Source organism: Parasphingopyxis marina (assembly GCF_014237875.1).
GTDB classification, from domain to species: Bacteria; Pseudomonadota; Alphaproteobacteria; order Sphingomonadales; family Sphingomonadaceae; genus Parasphingopyxis; species Parasphingopyxis marina.
Map to the genome: position 1 here is coordinate 652,385 of NZ_JACJVJ010000001.1, position 17,969 is coordinate 670,353.

At 64.0% G+C, this 17,969-nt stretch carries 9 protein-coding genes; 3 read left to right on the forward strand and 6 right to left on the reverse strand.

The features are described 5' to 3' along the window. The first annotated feature begins 1 nt into the window (after nt 1). On the forward strand, nt 2-2,344 hold the full coding sequence (locus tag H6P80_RS03330) for a TonB-dependent receptor (RefSeq protein ID WP_328804926.1): 2,343 nt from the start codon (nt 2-4) through the stop codon (nt 2,342-2,344). A gap of 110 nt (nt 2,345-2,454) precedes the next feature. Continuing rightward, nucleotides 2,455-5,673, forward strand: a complete 3,219-nt coding sequence (locus tag H6P80_RS03335; protein WP_185799914.1) for an autotransporter outer membrane beta-barrel domain-containing protein — start codon at nt 2,455-2,457, stop codon at nt 5,671-5,673. A gap of 129 nt (nt 5,674-5,802) precedes the next feature. Here the strand turns inward: H6P80_RS03335 and H6P80_RS03340 are convergent, their stop codons facing one another. From H6P80_RS03340 to H6P80_RS03365, 6 genes are all read right to left on the reverse strand, one after another. Further along, nucleotides 5,803-6,864, reverse strand: coding sequence for an alpha/beta hydrolase (locus tag H6P80_RS03340; protein ID WP_185799915.1), 1,062 nt, complete (start codon nt 6,862-6,864; stop codon nt 5,803-5,805). 72 nt (nt 6,865-6,936) lie between these two features. Then, nucleotides 6,937-7,983 carry an ABC transporter substrate-binding protein gene (locus H6P80_RS03345; RefSeq protein WP_185799916.1) on the reverse strand — a complete coding sequence of 349 codons (1,047 nt, stop codon included), beginning with the start codon at nt 7,981-7,983 and terminating at the stop codon, nt 6,937-6,939. Nucleotides 7,984-8,048: 65 nt separating this feature from the next. Then, nucleotides 8,049-11,063 carry a TonB-dependent receptor domain-containing protein gene (locus H6P80_RS03350; protein WP_185799917.1) on the reverse strand — a complete coding sequence of 1,005 codons (3,015 nt, stop codon included), beginning with the start codon at nt 11,061-11,063 and terminating at the stop codon, nt 8,049-8,051. A 560-nt stretch (nt 11,064-11,623) separates the two neighbouring features. Then, nucleotides 11,624-12,988, reverse strand: coding sequence for an MFS transporter (locus H6P80_RS03355; protein ID WP_185799918.1), 1,365 nt, complete (start codon nt 12,986-12,988; stop codon nt 11,624-11,626). 1 nt (nt 12,989) lies between these two features. Beyond that, nucleotides 12,990-13,892, reverse strand: a complete 903-nt coding sequence (locus H6P80_RS03360) for a CmcJ/NvfI family oxidoreductase (RefSeq protein WP_185799919.1) — start codon at nt 13,890-13,892, stop codon at nt 12,990-12,992. 109 nt (nt 13,893-14,001) lie between these two features. Next, a complete protein-coding gene (locus tag H6P80_RS03365) occupies nt 14,002-16,311 on the reverse strand; it encodes a TonB-dependent receptor (RefSeq protein WP_221892866.1) in 2,310 nt (769 codons plus the stop codon). Nucleotides 16,312-16,783: 472 nt separating this feature from the next. Here H6P80_RS03365 and H6P80_RS03370 point away from each other — a divergent pair, with 472 nt between their 5' ends. Then, nucleotides 16,784-17,920 carry an LLM class flavin-dependent oxidoreductase gene (locus tag H6P80_RS03370; RefSeq protein WP_185799921.1) on the forward strand — a complete coding sequence of 379 codons (1,137 nt, stop codon included), beginning with the start codon at nt 16,784-16,786 and terminating at the stop codon, nt 17,918-17,920. Nucleotides 17,921-17,969: the final 49 nt, after the last annotated feature.

The following is a 17,969-nucleotide window of genomic DNA, read 5'->3' on the forward strand; positions in this document are numbered from 1 at the left end:
CGTGAACAGGCTCGCCGCTTTTCTGGGCGTCGCCCTGCTGTCGCTGCACCCGGGGCAAGCGATGGCCACCGACCGGATGATCGACGTCCCTGCCGGGGATCTCGGCTTCGCGATCCGCATACTTTCGCGCCAGGCCGATCTCAGCATCGGGCTCGGCGATCGTCGCCTGGCCGGCCTCGATACGCGCAGGGTACGCGGGCGGATGACGGCGGAGGAGGCCCTCGTCCGGCTCTTGGAAGGGACGAACGCACGGGCAATTCGCGTCGGCGCCACGGCATGGCGCATCGTTCCCGCCCACCCTGCCAGGCCAGCTGCTCCCGCGGTTCCGGTAACGCCGCCGCCGGTCCTGGCCCCGCCGGTCCCGATCATCGTCACCGCCAGCAAACGCAATGTCGAGCTTGGCGATTATGCGGGCGACGTGACGGTTCTGGACGGGGACCGTTTCGGCTTCGGCGCGGGTGGCGTCGGAACCGACGCGATCGTCGATCAGCTCGCCGCCGTCAGTTCGACCCATGCCGGCTCGGGACGAAACAAACTATTCATTCGCGGCATCGCGGATTCCAGTTTTCTCGGGCCTACCCAGGCGACCGTCGGCCAATATCTCGGTGACACGCGGCTCAACTATAATATGCCCGATCCCGATCTCAGGCTCTACGATATCGAGCGCGTCGAAATCCTCGCCGGACCGCAAGGCACGCTCCACGGGGCGGGGTCGCTTGGCGGGATCATCCGGATCGTCCGCAATCCTCCGCGCCTCGGCGATTTCGAAGGCACCGCGGCGATGGGCGGGTCCTGGACCCAGCATGGCGATTTCGGTGGCGATTTCGGGGCCATGCTCAATATCCCGCTCGTTCGCGACGAAATGGCGATCCGCCTCGTCGGCTATGGCGGCCTCGACGGCGGCTATATCGACGACCGGCAGCGCGGTCTCGAAGACATCAACGATGTCGAGACCTATGGCGGACGGGCCAGCATACGCTTCGCCGCCAGCGATACCGTCACGATAGATGTCGGGGGCGCCGTTCAGTCGATCGACGCGCATGACAGCCAATATGCCGACCGCAACGCACCGCCGCTGACTCGGGACAGTCCCTTCGCCCAGGGCTATTCGAACGACTTTGCGATGGCCGATTTGGCCGTCAGCGGCGAGTGGGGCGATATTCGCTTCGTCTCTTCCACCGGCATCGTCCGCCAGACGCTGGACGAGCGGTTCGACGCTTCGCCGAGCGACGACGAACCCCTGGCGTTCGACCAGGCGAGCGAGGCGTTGCTGGTATCGACCGAGAACCGCATCTCGCAAGATCGGGGCGACGGCTTCGGCTGGCTCGCCGGGATGGGGCTCGCGCACAACCAGGTGCGTGTCACCCGGCTCTTCGGTCCGCCCGGCGATCCCATGTCCGCCACCGGGGTCGAGAACAGCATCGACGAATTCACGCTGTTCGCCGAGGCTTCGGCCCAGCCGCTGGACGGGCTTCTGCTAACGGCGGGGGCTCGCGTCACGCACGCCCGGCTGCGCGGACTGGGCCTCGACATCCCGGTGGCTTTTGCCACCCGCGACGCTTCGGCCGACCGCAGCGAAACGACGTTTTTGCCGTCGGCGTCGGCGTTGCTCGAACTCGCGCCCCGTCATCGCCTTTTCGTGCGGTTCCAGCAGGGTTTCCGACCCGGCGGGCTCGCGGTACGCGACGAGTTCGTCCAGCGTTTCGAGAATGACCGCGTTTCGACCATCGAGGCCGGCTGGCGCTATGGCGAATTTGGCGGCAGCCCGTTCGCGATCGCCGCGACTCTCGCCCATACCCGGTGGAAGGACATCCAGGCCGACATTGTCGACGGGACGGGGTTTCCGACCACGGCCAATATCGGGGATGGTCGCATCTACACGCTCGACGTCCAGGCGAGCTGGCAACCGAGCCCAGCGCTCACACTCGATTTCGGGCTGTTCGTGAACGATAGCGAGGTCACCAATCCGCTTCCCGCGCTCCTGCTATCGCGCTCGGCCCCGCTTCCCAACGTTGCCGATATCGGTGCGGTCGCCGGAGTCCGTTATGAAAGCGCGCTCGGCGGCGACCTGCGGCTGAACCTTTCCGCTCTCGGCCGCTATGTGGGCGAATCCCGGCTCGGTATCGGGCCAATGCTCGGCGAACCCCAAGGCGATTTCGCCGAAGCCGACCTACACGTGCGGATCGGCAACGAACGGAGCGGCGTTTCTTTGTCGGCGACCAATATTTTCGACGCGGTCGGCAACCGTTTCGCGCTCGGCACGCCTTTCACGCTGGGCCGCGACCGGCAGGATACGCCCCTCCGGCCGCGTACGCTCAGACTGGGTTTCGATACGCGCTTCTGATCCGCGGAATTTTTTCCCAATAGCGCTGCGGGTGCGATCCTTCGGCACCGTCTTCCTTTTCGACAGGGGAGCCCGCTCAGCGGTCTCCATCATGAGAAGGAAACTTGTCCATGCGTAAATTGCTTTGTTGCACCTGCCTGACTCCGGTCGCCATCCTTGCCGCCCCCGTCCATGCCGAAACCGTGATCGACACGACGGTAACGACCCCGGTGCGAACTTCGACGGTGGACGAGGGAGCGCCCGACGACATCCGGATCGGCACAAATGGCAAACTTACGCCCAATGGCGGCAACGCCATCACGCTCGACAGCAACAACGATGTCGTCGTCCAGGGTGCGGTGGTGATCGAGGACGCGAACAACGCCACCGGCATCGTGATCACCGGCAACCGGACCGGTACCGTCTCCAACCGCGGCAAGATCACGATCAACGAGGATTATGAAGTCGAGGACGAGGATGACGACGGCGACGACGACGGCCCCTTCGCCGAGGGCGAGAACCGGTTCGGCATCCGCCTCGCAGAGACCGCGACATTGCACGGCACGGTGGCCAATAGCGGTACCATCGGCATCGAAGGCAATCGATCCGCAGGCATCGCGCTAGACGGCCTGCTCGATGGTTCGCTCTCGCACACCGGAACCATCACGGTGGTGGGCGACGACAGCCAGGGGATCCGGACGGCGGATGTCACAGGCAATATCACCGCCGCCGGAGGCATCGCCGTGCAGGGCGAAAACGCCATCGCGCTCGACGTCGCCGGGGATGTCGGCGGTCGGCTGCTGATCCAAAACAGCATTGTCGCTACCGGCTATCGCTATATTTCTCCGCCCAAGGATACCGACGATCTGGACGAGGACGATCTCCTCCAGGGCGGACCGGCCGTGCGGATCGCCGGCAATGTCGGCGGCGGGATACTGATCGACCGCCGACCGCCGGTGGATGCCGATACCGAGGACGATGAGGATAATGACGGGGACGGACTGCCCGATATCGGCGAAAAGACGGCCGATATCGTTTCCTATGGCGCAGCGCCCGGGGTCCTGATCGGTTCGGAGACCGACGATATCGCGATCGGCGCGGTAGCGGGCGGATCGGGGCGCGGGCTCGTCATTCGCGGCGGCGTTGCGGGCCTGGGCACCTATGAAGATGTCGCGGCGCAAGGATTGGTAATCGGCGGCCTTGGCGGCGACGTATCGATAGCCGGCGGCCTGGGCATCAGCGGCACGGTGCGCGCCATCGCGCTCGGCGCCGAAGCGACCGCCTTGCAACTCGGCGCTGGCGTCACAACCGGTGATATCGCCAATTCGGGGCGCATCGCGGCCTCCGGTGGCGGCGTAGCGGGCGAAGCGGTTCGCGCCATCGCGATCGAACAGGGCGCCAGCCTCTCCGAAATTTCCAATTCGGGAACGATCGAAGCAGGGGCCAACGGCAAGGCCGATGCCTATGCCATCCAGGACCGTTCGGGAACGCTGGACAGGGTGCTGAACGACGGAAGCATCGTCGCGCGGGGCAGCACCTCTGGCGATAGCGTTGCGATCGACCTGAGCGCCAATGCCGGAGGCGCCCTCGTTCGCCAGTCCGCGCGGGAGGAAAACGGGCGCGCCCGGCTGATCGAAGGCGATGTTCGCTTTGGCGGCGGTGCCGACCGTTTCGAAATAGCGGGCGGCACGGTTGCCGGGAATACGACCATGGGCGCCGGCAATGACGCGCTGACGCTCTCGGGAGAGTCCCTCTACACCGGCAATGCCGATCTGGGCGCCGGCGACGATATGGTGTCGGTTGCGGGAAAATCGCGCTTTACCGGCAATATCGCCTTCGGTTCGGGTGCCAATGGGCTGACCCTGGCGGGGGACGCGGTCTTTCGCGGGGCGATCAGCCATGCCGGGACGCTGGATGTGTCGGTGCAGGGCGGCACACTCGACGTCACCAACACAGGCGCGGTGGCGCTCAACTCGCTCACCGTCGGCTCGGGCGGCACGATCGCCGCGACGATCGATACGGCGAACGATAGCAACACGCTGTACGATGTTGCCGGCACCGCCCAGTTCGCCGACGATTCGGTACTGGCCATCCGGTTGACGGGCGCAGGCGCTTCGGAGGGCGATTTCGTCGTCGTTCGCGCCGGGACGCTGGTCGGCGGCGATGCGCTGGCCGGCGAGACGCCGGATTTGCCGTTTCTCTTCGATGGCGAAATTCTGGTCGACCAGGCCAATGGCGAGGTCAGCGTCAGCATCGCGCGCAAATCGGTAGAAGCACTGGAACTCAACGGTTCCCAGGCGCGCGCCTTCGACGCCGTGTTCGATGCGCTCGACAATGATGCCGAAGTCGCCGCCGCCTTCCTTGCCATTACGGACGGGGATGCATTTCGCCAATCGCTTCGGCAGATGCTGCCGGATCATGCCGGCGGCACCTTCGAATCGGCAAGCCAGGCCTCGCGGGCGACGGCGCGCTATCTCGACGATCCGTCGGCACCGTTCGCCGACATGGGCGGCTGGGGCTATTGGGTCCAGCAGGTCGCCTGGGGCACGTCCTCGGATTATGGCGATACCGCCGCCTATGACGTGAGCGGCTGGGGCGTGAACACGGGCGCCGAATTCATGCTTGGGCCCCACGCCGCGATCGGTGGCTCGCTATCCTATATGCTCGGCAAGATCGACGACGAGGGTACGGCGAACGGCGTGGACTCCGACCATTTCGAGGCGGCGCTTTTCCTGCGCGGCCAATGGGGCGGATGGCGGGCCAATGCCCGCGCTTCCGCCGCGCATATCGAGTTCGACGGCACCCGGCGCTTTACAGGTTCGGCCGATGGCGAGGCCATCGAACGGACGGCAAGCGGAAGCTGGAATGGCCGTCTCTATTCGGCGTCGGGCGGCGTAAGCTATGAGTTCGGATCGGGCCGGTTGCGGCTGCGTCCGGGGGTATCGCTCGACTATTACCGCTTGCGCGAAGGCGGATATGCCGAAACCGGCGGCGGAGAGGCATTCAACCTCACGGTCGACAGCCGCACGAGCGACGAACTCGCGGCGACGGCACGGCTCGCCGTGGGGCTCCAGTTCGGCGACGAGGATCGGCGGTCGGATTGGTTCCTCGTCGAGGCCGACGGCGGCCGCCGCCAGATCCTGGGCGGAACGATCGCCAGCACCACCGCCCGTTTCGAAGGCGGTGAGGATTTCACCCTCATTCCCGAGCAACGCACCGATGGCTGGATCGGCGCGCTGCGTCTTGTCGGCGGCAATGGCGGCTTTTCGCTCGGCGGCGAGGTTAATGCCGAGGAGCAGCAGGGGCGTTTCGCCTATGGCGCGCGCGCGACCTTGCGGATCGGATTTTGAGCTAACGCCTTGCCCCCCGCGGTGCCCTTGCGACGGCCTTCCGCCGCAAGGGCACCATCGGCAGCGTTTGGCCCCGGCGTCCGCCGGAAAAATGGCCGGTTTCTCGATGCTTCCCCTGAAGGGCGCTCATTACTCGCCGCTTCGCGTCTCCGCGCGGCCGTCGAGATGGTGGCGTTCGAGGAAGCGCATCAGCAGGTCGGCGACCTCGACATTGTTGAGATCGGCGAAGGGCAGATGCGTGTTGCCGTGGAGCCCGGCCTCGGCAAGCTCGAGAATTTCCGCCTGGCCGCCGATGCTGTTGATCAGCTCCACGAAGCGCCGGTTGACCGGCAGCGCGGCCTGCGGCCCCCTGGGTTGCGAGAGATTGTCGCCCCAGACGAAGATCAGCGGAATCTCGGCAAGCCGCTCGAACTGTTCGCGCGGGACATAGACCGGGCCATAGGGGCCGGGCGCCTCGCCGGTGTCTTCGTCGTCGGGGAAGACATAGCCGACATTTTCATAGGCGACGATCGCGCTGACCTGATCGCTTTCGATGGCCGTGAGCAGCGCGCGCAGCCCGGCGGCGGAATTGGTGACGAGAACGACCGGACCGGTGCGCTCCAGCGCTTCCGCGGCGGCATGGGCTTGCAGGCGCGCATTGTCGACCGTGTCGAATTCCTCATAGCGCGCGCGCATCGCCTGATCCCAGGCCTCGGCGTCTTCGGTCGGGAATTGCACGCCGGGATACCAGTCGGGATAGCTCGGCCCGAAACGCCAGGCGAAAAAGTTGATCTGGTCCTGCCCTTCGCGCGGCGCCGTTTGCACGGCCTCGCAGGGCATGTTCGCGCGGCCCACACGGGGGCCGTCCCACAGATAGACCGGGAATCCGCGGCGCAGGAATATGCTCTGAAAGCCCTCGCCCCCGTCCCAGCGGTTCTGCCAGGCAGCGGTGCTCGAGCTGTGCCACAAAAAGAGGCCGACCTCGCGGGGCTCGGGGGGGATCTGAAATTCGACGAATCCGTGATCGCACAGGGTGGTGCGTCCCGCTTCCCCGATCGCCGACCCGCCCGCGGCAAAGGAACCCTGCCGCTCGATCAGGATCGGCGGCCGCGCTTCTCCGGCGCCGTCCTGCGGCATGCCGGGCTCGGCATGCGCGCCAGCCGCGCCGAGCAGGGCGAAGACGGCCGCCAGGGATGATACGCCAACTTTCATTATGATATTCTCCAGACGATAAAGCCGGTCGTCGCCCGGATGCGCGACGACCGGCCGTTTTTCCTGTCGCTTCTATTCCACCCAGTCGGGCAATTGCCCGCGCTCGCGAAGAAGCGCGCGGGCCTCTTCGACGACACTGGTGTCGATCAGCGTGGCGAGTTCCTCGCGGCTGCGCGGCTCCCGTCCGGTCTGCGGGGCGAGCCACGCTTCCTCGGCCGTGAGCGTATCGAGCAAGCCGTCCGCGACCTGGCCGGGGAAGCTGTGATGGCCGTAGGAGGCCTCGATAAGCTCCCGGTCATAGCCGTTCATTTCCGAAGCCCGCGTGATCGCCAGGCTCGGATCCCGGCGGACCTCGTCGGTCGCCAGGATCATGGCGGCGATGAACTCGACGATCTGCGCGCGTTTTTCGGGGTCGGCGAGATTTTCCGCCGTGGTGTTGAGATTGTAGTTTTCCCACATCCCCGGATCCGCATCGAAGACGATCGCATCGTCGCCGAGCGCCCGGGTGGCGATTTCCATTTCAGGTTCCCAGATCGTGAAGGCGTCGGCATCGCCATTGATGATCGGATCGGAGATTCCCACCTGGCGGAGCTGCGAAAGGATCGTCACCTCGTCCTCGCTAATCCCCGTCATCGCGAGCACATTGTGGAGGTAGAAGCCCGCCGACGTCGGATACATTGTCGCGATCCGTTTGCCGCGCAGATCTTCGAGACTGGCAATGCCCGAGGAGCGCCGGGCGAGAATCCGGTAATGGCCCTGCGCCACCGTGAAAATGATCCGCAGATTGGGATGGGAAACCGAATTGCGCAGGGCCTGGGTTTCGGCATGGCCCGCGACATCCGTCGGCCGGATCGGGCCGCCCCAATGTTCAGGGAAGAGCAGGGGGATGCCGCCATATTGCACCTCCAGATCGCCCGGATAGTAATTGCGCAGCGCCACATAGACCGGCCCCAGTTCCACCGCCTGGATCAGGCCGGAGATGCGCAACGGTTGGGTCAGACCCAGCGGTTCGGCGGTGTCCTGCGCAGCAGCGGGAGCCGCGGTGGAAAGCGCTATGCTGGCCAGCAAGCCGCCGGCGAGCCCCCGCAGCGTCGTGAAATGGCCTTTGTTCTTCGGCATCGAATCTCTCCTCTTTTGGCCCGTCAGGCCGGGCAGCGAATGACGATCGTCGTGACGGTTTGCGATCAGTATCTTACGCGGACGCCCATCCGGTACCGCCGCCCGAGCGTATCGAAAAAGGCCGGATTGGTCGGATAGCTCGACTGGACCACGCTGCCCGTGGAGCCCGGTGCAATCGGCGGATCGGTGTCGAGCAGATTGTCGACGATGCCGAAGAGATCGACCTCCACGCCGCTGTTGAAATCAAGCTGATAGTTCAGCCCGAGCGTCAGGTAGAAACGCGAATCCACCCGGTTGCGATTGATCGAATTCGGCAGAGTAGGATCGTAACCGGGGTCCTCGGGGCCGATGAAGGTCTTGTTGAGGGCGCCCGGGCCGATATAGCGCCCTTGCAGCGTGCCGGTGAACGGCCCGTGATCGTAGGTGACCGTGCCGTTGAGGATCCATTTCGGCGACGGGTTGAAGTCGCCGAGCGGCGCGGCAGGCCCGCTTTGTCCGGCGAAATCGACCGGCGCGGTGCCCTGCGCGGCCTGGATGATCATGTCGTAGAGATAGGTGCCCAGCAACCGGTAGTTGAGCCGGGCCTCTCCGATTTCGAGCGTGTAATCGAGCTCGATGTCGAAGCCGCGGGTGGTGAAGGATCCGACGTTGATCTGCCGGGCATCGACGAACGAGATGTCGGTGTTGTTCGGTACCGCGGGATTGAAGGTTATCCGGTCGCAGAAGACGTTGAAGTTGAAGCAGGTGTCGACAATCTGCTGGCCGGCCGGCGTGGTGACGGCGTCGTTGATCTCGATCTCGTACCAGTCGACCGAGAAGCGCAGGTTGGATGCCGGAGAGACGACGATGCCTATCGTCGTGGTGTCGGCCGTTTCCGGCGTCAGCGCGAAATTGCCGCCCGACAGGATCGGCGTCGAATCGAACGCGCCGCCGTCATAGGGGTTCATCACGCGGCCGCGCGTCGTCGCCGGATCGGTTGGGATCTGCTGCTGGAAGAGTTCACGGAAACCCGCGGCGCGGATGTCCCGGGACCGCGTGGCCCGAAAGCGGAGCCAGTCATTGGCATCGAAAATGGCGCCCAGCTTCCAGCTCGTCGTGCCGACCGTTCGGGAATCCCCCGTCGCACCGTCCGTGCTCTCCGTACTCGTATAGCGGACGGCGGCGTTGAGCTCGAACAGCTCGCCGAATTCGGAATTTTCGAATATCGGCATGTTGATTTCGCCAAAGCCCTCGATGACGCTCAGCTCGCCCGAATAGTCGAGGCCGAAGCTGCCGGCGAAATCGTCATAATAGGGCAGGTTGCCATGCGTCACATCGCCGGTGTCGGCGCGATATTCGGCGCCGAATGCCGCCGCCCACGGCCCCGCGCCGATCCCGTCGAACAGCTCGCCCTGGAAGGTCGCCGCGACGACATGCTGTTCGTAGCGAAAATCCTCCATCGCGGTGCGATAGGCATATTCGATCGCTTCGGGCGACATGTTGCCCGTGCCGAAGATGTTGAGGGGAACGCAGCCTTCCGCATCGGGATTGCCGAGCAGCACCGCGCGGCAGACCGGATCGCCCGTTACCGGGTCCGCCACCGCATCGGTGGCGAACAGGAAGAAGCTGTTGACGCGGTTATGGGTCAGCGACTGGTGCCGCGTGTTCCGGCCATATTGATAATAGACGTCCCAGGTCCAGTTACCGAGGCCGAGATCGCCATTGAGCCCGGCCAGGATCCGGAAGGTCGAGGCGTTCGCCGTGTTGAGGCTGGTGATCTCGTCGTCCATGTCCTCGGCAAGCGAGAAGGGGTTGGCGCCCACCAGGGCCTGCACTTCCGGGGTGAGGAACACATTGTCGGGATAGAAGGGGAAAGTCGAAGCCGGGCCCGCCGCAATGGAAAGCGCCACCGCTTCGCGCTCGCCATAAGAGGCTTCCAGCGTTGCCCGGATCGAATCGCTCAGATCGTAGCGCGCGGCGCCGAACACGGCGAAGCGCTCGATCGGCGTTTGCAGTGCCGCCCGGTTGTAGAGCGACGGGCCGTCACCGCCCGAGCGCGGTCCGAGCGCCGTGACCTGGGAATAGAGGCCGGGATCGAACGGGATCAGCATCGTGCCGGCATCGTTGAACCGCATGTTGCGGGCGGCGTCCGAAGCCGGGGCGCGGTCCCTGATCACGCCATTCTGGTGATAATAGGCGAGCTTGGAATCGCGGCCCAATATGAAGTTGGGCTGGCCATAGGTCGGCGAGCCGGGAATATTGTAGCCGGACAGGACGCCGTTGACGACGACCCGGTTGTTGGAGAACACGTCCCAGCTTTCCGCGCACCAGGCGCGCTCCAGCCCGCAACCGTCCACGCCCTCGTTGCGCTGATATTCGCCGCTGACGACGACATGGCCGCGCCCGCCGGCAAAGTCCGTCCCGGCTGCGATCGCGCCGTGATAGGATTCGCCGTCGCCGCGATCGGTGATGCCGAAATCCAGCTGGCCCCGGACGCCGTCGAACTCGCGATCGAGGATGATATTGACCACGCCTGCGATCGCGTCCGAGCCATAGGCCGCGGATGCGCCGCCGGTCACTGTCTCGACCCTGGAAATCAGCGCCGAGGGAATGAGGTTCACATCGACCGCGCCGCTGTCCGAGGTCGGCACGAAGCGCCGGGAATCGACCAGGGTCAGCGTGCGTGTGCCATAATAAGGATTGAGGCCGCGCAGATTGGCATAATTGGCGCCGATATTGGAGCTGGCGCGGCTGCCCACGCCCGGGCCGGCATTGGTGTCCGACTGGAACGCGGCGTTCTGGGGAATGGAGTTCAGCACTTCGCCGACATTGACCCGGCCCAGATTCTCGATCTGCTGAGCGGAGATCACGGTATTGGGTACCTGCTCCTCGAAGCCGTTCCGCTGGATGCGCGTGCCGGTGACGATGATTGCCTGATTGGACTGGGTTTGCGGCGCCCCGCTGTCGGACGAGGTTTGGCCGGAGGTCTGTTGCCCCCATGCCGGCGATGCGAGCGTCGCGGCGATCGCCATCGCCGCGGAGGTCGCCAGAATGCGATAAGCTCGTGTGTCTATGCGTCGTCCGGTTTCGGTCCTGTTCATTGCAGTCTCCCCTGGGGTTATTTTCCGATTGCAGTCGCCTTCGCTGTCATTGGCAGTCTTCGAGCCAGGAGGGGGGAGCGGAGATTGTAGCTGGAATCCGGCTATCGCCCGGGCGCTGGTCGCGCCGGGTGGCGGTTGTGCCGTGTGAGCGTGCCAGGACGTCACCGTGCAGATTGCGGCCGAGAATCGCCATAACCCCTCCCTTCGCCGCGCACGACTTTTTCGTCGCTTCATGCGGGATCGGACCTGCCGCCATTCTTGGCAGCTTGCGCATCCGTACAAGACGGGTTTAGCCGTGTAAAGAATTATATGTTTATTGAAATCAAGGCTTATTCGTGCGGCGGTCCGCTATCGCCCGTTACGGCATAAGCAACTCTAAATTAACAATTTAATGACCAAAGGGCTCTTGAGGTACAGCTAACAATCTTCCGCAAAGCAGAATTTTTGTTTCAAATAACCTTTAAATCATAGACGATTGCGCCCGGCGCATCCGTCCTTCGCACGGCTCGGCGTCGTCCGGTTTGCCGATCGCTTCCCTGCCGCCGCGTCTGCCGTCGATTCTATCGCGCTGGCGGAGCGCCGCTATCTTCCTCGGGGCGCGGCGCCAGCCCGAATATCGCGATGAAGCCGGTCGCCAGGCCGGCGATCAGCAGCGGCGCGGCCACCGAAGCGTAGATGACGGCCGGGCTCCATTGCGCCGCCAGCATCGCGCCCGCGAAGCCGGGGCCGACGATCGACGTGATCCGTCCCAGGCCCCCGGCCAGGCCGATCCCGGTCGATCGCATCGCGGTCGGATAGCTGGACGCGACGAACGCGTTCAGGCCCGCGACCGACCCCACGACGAGCAGGCCGAAACAGATGCCGGCGATCCAGCCCAGGGCGTGGAACCGTTCGACGACCACCAGCGAAGACATGGCGAGGAAGGACAGGACGAGTGTGATCGTCAGCGCCCTGGCCATGTCCATTCGCGATATCAGGAAGGTGAGGAGGAGCGGGCCCAGTATCGCGCCGATCGCCGAAAGGCTCATCATTCGCGTCGCGGTCGCGGCCTCGATTCCGGCGAGCACGTGCAGGAAGCTGGGCAGCCAGGCCGTCAGCGTCTGGACCGAGCAGAGCAGCATCGCGCTCGCCAGCCACAGGAGGAGGGTGAGCGGCGCCCGGCCATCGCGGAAAAGCGCGGTCAGCGACGATCCCGATACAGGCTTCTCGCTCGTGACAAAGCGTGTCCCGGGCCGCGGCACGAAATCGGGATCGATGCGGCCAAGCAGTTGCCCGATACGCGGGTCGTCCGGCCGATTGACGAGCAGGTATCGGCAGGATTCGGGCAGATAGACATAGAGGAACGGGATTGCCAGCAGCAGCGCCCCGCCGCCGAACCAGAAGGCGAGCTGCCAGCTGTGCCAGGCGACGAAGCTCGGGCCGATAAGCCCCGCGGCGGAGGCGCCCAGTCCCTGCGCTATGAACAGCCAGAGCAGCAGTTTGCCGCGTCTCTCCTCGGGCATATATTCGGCCACCAGCGCGACGATGTTCGGCATCGTCCCGCCAAAGGCGACGAAGGTCAGGAAGCGGATCACCGCGAACTGGGTCAGGCTCCCCGGCAGCGTCGATAGCAGCGTCAGGATCGCGAAGGCCGCCGCGCCGATCAGGATGATCCCGCGCCGTCCCTTGATGTCGGCCAATAGCGGTATGGTGTAGAACCCCACCGCCATGCCGGTGCTTTGCGCCATGAACACAAAGGCCATCGCGGCGATCGGCTCGTCGAACGACCCGATGATGAAGGGAGCCAGATTCGAAACGACAAAGGCATCATAGCCTTCCATCGCCATGAGCAGCGCGCCGGCGGCGTAGAGCAGTCTGCGAAATCCGCCGAGCTCGGCGCGGTTGAGGATCTCGTCGACGGATTGGGTGGCGGGATGGTCCGTCACGCTATCGTTCGAAATAGGCCGTGCAGCGCAATTCTATGCTCTTCCTCGTCACGGGGCGGGCGACGGAGCGATCGACAAAGGCGGTATGGGGGACGCGCCACGCGCCCGAATGATCCGAATCGTGGAATTTGAACAGCAACGCCTCGTCGCGGGTCATGTCCGGAAAGAACCACCAGCGATGTTGCGGACTATAGGCGAAAAGCGTCGCGGCCTGCATCGTCTCCTCGCCTTCGATCGGCGCGTTGCGTGCGGCTTCGTCCGGGACGTCGTCGACGAACACCAGCGTGTTGCGCAGGCCCTCTTCCGGCGCGACGCTGGGCGATTCGCAGACCGCGAGCGGGCGATCCTGGGGAGGATCGGAAAAGGTCCGCCAAAGGCTCATGCTGATGGCCCGGCGGTAGCCGGGTCCGCCCGGCACCTGCTCTTCATAGAGCTGGCGGGCGAGCCGTTCGGCGACATCGGGATAATGGTCGATATGAACCTGCAGGCCGGGCGGTTGCATCCGCCCCGTCCGGTCGCGCCGGCCCCGCGCCTTGAAATCCCGGACCTCGTTCTCGTCGGTCGATCGGAGGTTCCAGTTGGTTATCGCCACGGTGCTGGCCCCGGTGACGTCTTTTACCAGGGCAATCGCTTCGGCCGGATAGGCCGCGCCGACTTCGTCCTGGTCGAGAAAATTTGCGATCTTGCTCTTATGGTCGAGCAATTCGAAGCCGGCGGCGTCCAGGTGCAGCCGGTCGCGATGCGGACGGCCGTTTCGGATCTGCACGGCATGTTCGGTGAAGCCGAAGGTGTTGACCTCGGCGCCGGTGGCGACGAAGCGGCGATATCGCGGCAGCCCCGGTTCGGCGTAGTAAATCCGGGCGTCGATCGCTTCCGGTCTTGCGGCGTCTTTCGCTTCAGCCATGGGGCCCACTCCTTGGGGCGGGTCGCGGGCGGGCCTTCGGCCCGCCCGCTCGTCGATCCCGACGGGGCCGCCCGCGCAGGAGCTGGCCCCGATCTGTGCGGCGGTTCCGCTAGAAGCGGAACTGGCCGCGGATGCCGAACGTACGCGGCGGCCGGATATCGGCTCCGGAGAAGTTGGTGGAACCGAACCGCCGGGCGTCGTTGTAAACCGCTTCGTTGGTCATGTTGCGCATCCACAAGGCGATCTCGTAATTATCGTCCGGCGAATGATAGGCGACCTGCGCGTTCAACAGCGCATAGGAACCCTGCTCCATGAAATCGACGGTCGTGAAGTCGAGCATGTAGGACGAGCTGAACTGGCCATCGATGTCGGCGACGATCATGCCGCCATTGGCCAGTTCGAATTCATGCGTCCAGCCGGCGCTGATCGTCCAGTGCGGAGCGCGCGGCAGCGGCAGGCCCGAACAATCATGCCCGAAGAGCGGCGAAGTCGCGCCCGTGGGGTTCGTCACGAAATCGACGATGCCCAGCGAGGCGCATTCCCGGTTCGCGTCGACCGGGAACGGCGTCGAATAGGTGAAGTCCGTGAACTTGGTATTCAGATATTCGATGTTCGCGCGGAACGTGTCGCTCTGCGCCGGTTGCCACACAATGTCGGCGCTGGCACCGTAGAGCCGGGCGGAACCCGCATTGCGCGTGACGAACGCCGGAATGCCGCGTGTGTCGACATTGACGAAGCTGAACTGGTAATCGGTATAATCCCAGTAAAAGGCTTCGATGTTGAGCTGCAGCGTGTGGTTGAAGAACTGGTTCCGGATGCCGCCATTGTAGGAGGTCAGGAATTCCGGGTCGTAATCGTTGCCCGGAGCGCCGCCCGAGAAGATACCGCCCGACTTGAAGCCGCGATCGACGGTGAAATAGAACATCGAATCCGGGCTGAGATCGAATTCCACGCCCGCACGCCAGGTCCATGCATCATTCTGCACCGAATTGTCGGGGCTGCCGCGAACGCAGAAGGGCAGGGAAGGATCGATCGTGCCGATGGACGGGGGACAGGGCGGTGCGTTGGGAACCGACGAATAGGTCGTCCTGACGCCGAAAAGGCCCCGCTCTTCGTCCGTATAGCGCACGCCTGCGAGCACCCGCAGATTATCGGTCAGCGAGATACGGCCGTCGGCGAAAAAGGCGATGGCTTCGGTCGTGCCGATATAGCTGGTGATCAGCGTCGAAGGGCCGACCATGCCGCCCGCCGTTGCCGGGGCGTCGATCTGCGCGTCGAAGTCGGTCTCTTCGTCGAAATAATAGCCGCCAACGACGAGATTCAGCCGCTCGGTGTTGCGCGCCAGGCGAACCTCAAGCGTCTTCTGCTCGACATCGTCCTGCTCGTAAAAATTGAGCGTCCCGGCGGGCGAGGCAAAGAATTCGAAATCCTGCCAGCGATAGGCCGGGATGATGGTAAGTTCGGCAAAGCCGAGATCGGCATTCAGCTCTGCCGAAATCCCGGCATAGCTGTTGTCGACAAAGCCGTCGTCGGGAACGCGCGGGGCGTTGGTGACGATCTGATATTGACGGAACAGGTCGCCCGAGGATGCCATCCACGGATCGGCGCCCGGGGGCACCGGAAAGAGAACCGGGCCCTGGCCCATGCCGCCGGTATGCGTATATTCGCCGCGCAGGCCGAGGCTGATCGAATTGTTCGGCTCCCAGAGCAGCCGGAGGCGCCCCGATTGCTGGCTGGCGTCGTTATAGCCGTCGTCCAGATAGCCGTCGCGATCGATGACGTTGAACGCCACGCGCGCGGCAAGCGTGCTGCTGAGCGGCGTGTTCGCCATGCCCTGGACATGGATCAGGTCGTAATTGCCGAGATTGAGCATGACGCTCCCCTCGGTGTCGAAATTCGGCTCGTTGGTGATGACGTTGATAACGCCGGCCGACGCGTTGCGACCGTACAGGGTGCCCTGCGGCCCCTTGAGCACTTCGACGCGGTTCACATCGTAAAAGCCGCCGCTGAACTGGGTCGAGCGGGCGATGTGCACGCTGTCGACGTTGAAGGCGACCGCGCTCTGCGCGATACCGTTGACGGTATTGTCGCCGACGCCGCGCAGATAGATGCGCGAATAGGCGAAGGTACCGATCTGCAGGTTGGGCACGAGGCGGCTCAGCCCCTCGGCGTCTGCCAGATTGGAACTGACCAGCTCTTCGCTGCTGACGACATCGATCGACAGCGACGAATTCTGAACCGTTTCCTCGCGACGCTGCGCGGTCACGAGAATCTGTGTGATTCCGGCATTCGTTTCGGCGGTCGAACTGGCCGCCGTTTCGGTATCATTGGTCCCGACTGTTGAATTATCTACCTGGGCGATTGCAGCGTGTGAGACACTGGCCGCAGCGATTGCAATACCCGTTTTAATGTAGCGCATTTCCTCTCCCCTATTCGGCTTTTTTGAACTCGGCGGCCGTCGCCTTACCGTGCGCTGGGCTAGCCCGGTTCGGCACGATATTCAATAGAAAGGATAAAAATTTATTGATTGTGCCTTACAAATCACGGCGTAAAAAAATATCATGAATACAGAGGTATAACGGGATTTTTCCCGGGATAAGCGGCGGATGGCGGCAAAGGGATTTAACCGGATATAGAAATAATCGGATTATTGTCGCTTGTTATTCCAGCCGGAGTCCCGGCGCGAAAACGGACTCCGCTGCCGGGCGCCGCGAGGCCATGGCGACGGGCGGCGCTTGGGCGCCGAATCGGGTGGCTGAGACGGGCATATTTTAAATTTAATTAGAAATACTATTGTGCGGGATACGCAATGGCGTTAGGAAATCGCCAGACAGTCAGGCGGGCCGCCGCGTCCGCTGGATCAAAAAGATAAACGAAACGGGAGAAGTTCCTTGTCTGAAACGCGTAACGTGCGATCGGGAGTGTTCTTGCCGCCGCATCACGGCAACAATGAAGACGTCACTCTATGTATGCAGCGCGATTTCGAACTGGCCGAATGGCTGGATCATCTGGGCTTCTCCGAGCTGTGGATGGGCGAGCATCATTCCGGCGGCATGCAGATCTATGGATCGCCCGAACTTTGGATCGCCGCGGCCGCCGAGCGGACGCAGCGCATCAAGCTCGGCGCCGGCGTCATTTCCGTGCCCTATCACAATCCCTATTTGATCGCCGACCGCATCGTGCAGCTGGATCACCAGACGCGCGGACGGGCGATGTTCGGCTTCGGTCCGGGCATGCTCGTATCGGATGCGGCGATGCTCAATATCGTGCCCGACCAGCAGCGTGCGCGGCTGGTCGAGGGGGTCGACGTCATTACGCGCCTGATCGATGGCGAAGTGATCACGCAGGATAGCGACTGGTTCTCGTTGCGGGATGCCAGCCTGCAGCTGGCGCCCTATAGCTATCCGCGGCCCGAACTCGTCACCGTCACCTCGAAAACGCCGACCGGCTCGCGCCTTGCGGGCAAATATGGGCTCGGCATCCTCACGCACGGCGCCGGCAATGTCGATGGCAGCTGGCAGGCCGCGGTCGAGGCCGGCAAGGAACATGGCAACGATCTGGACCGCAAGGACCTGCGCGTCGTCGTGTCGTTCCACCTCGCCGAGAGCAAGGCGCAGGCGATCAAGGAACTGGATTTCGGCCTCGAAGACTGGATGCATTATCTCGAAGCGCTGAACCCCAAAAGCTATGCCGAGACTCGTGCCAAGGGCGGTACGGACCCTGAAAAACTGATCGCCGCGCGCGGCGGCCTGGCGGGCACGCCCGACGAGGCGGTCGAGTATCTCGAGGCGCTCTGGGAGAAGACGGGCGGTTTCGGGACGATCGTCCTTACCGGCACCAACTGGATGGGTTTCGAGGCGACCAAGCGCTCCTACGAATTGTTCATGCGGTACGTGCTGCCGCGTTTCAACGGCTCCAACGCCCGGCGCGACCGGTCGCTCGAATGGGTTTTCGAGAATCGCGAAAATTTCAGCGGTGCGAACCAGGCGGCGATCGAAAAGGCCGTCGCGGCTGACGGACGCACCTGAGCAAAGAGATCCTCCCCGGCGAATATTCCCGGGTAACTCGTGCCGGTCG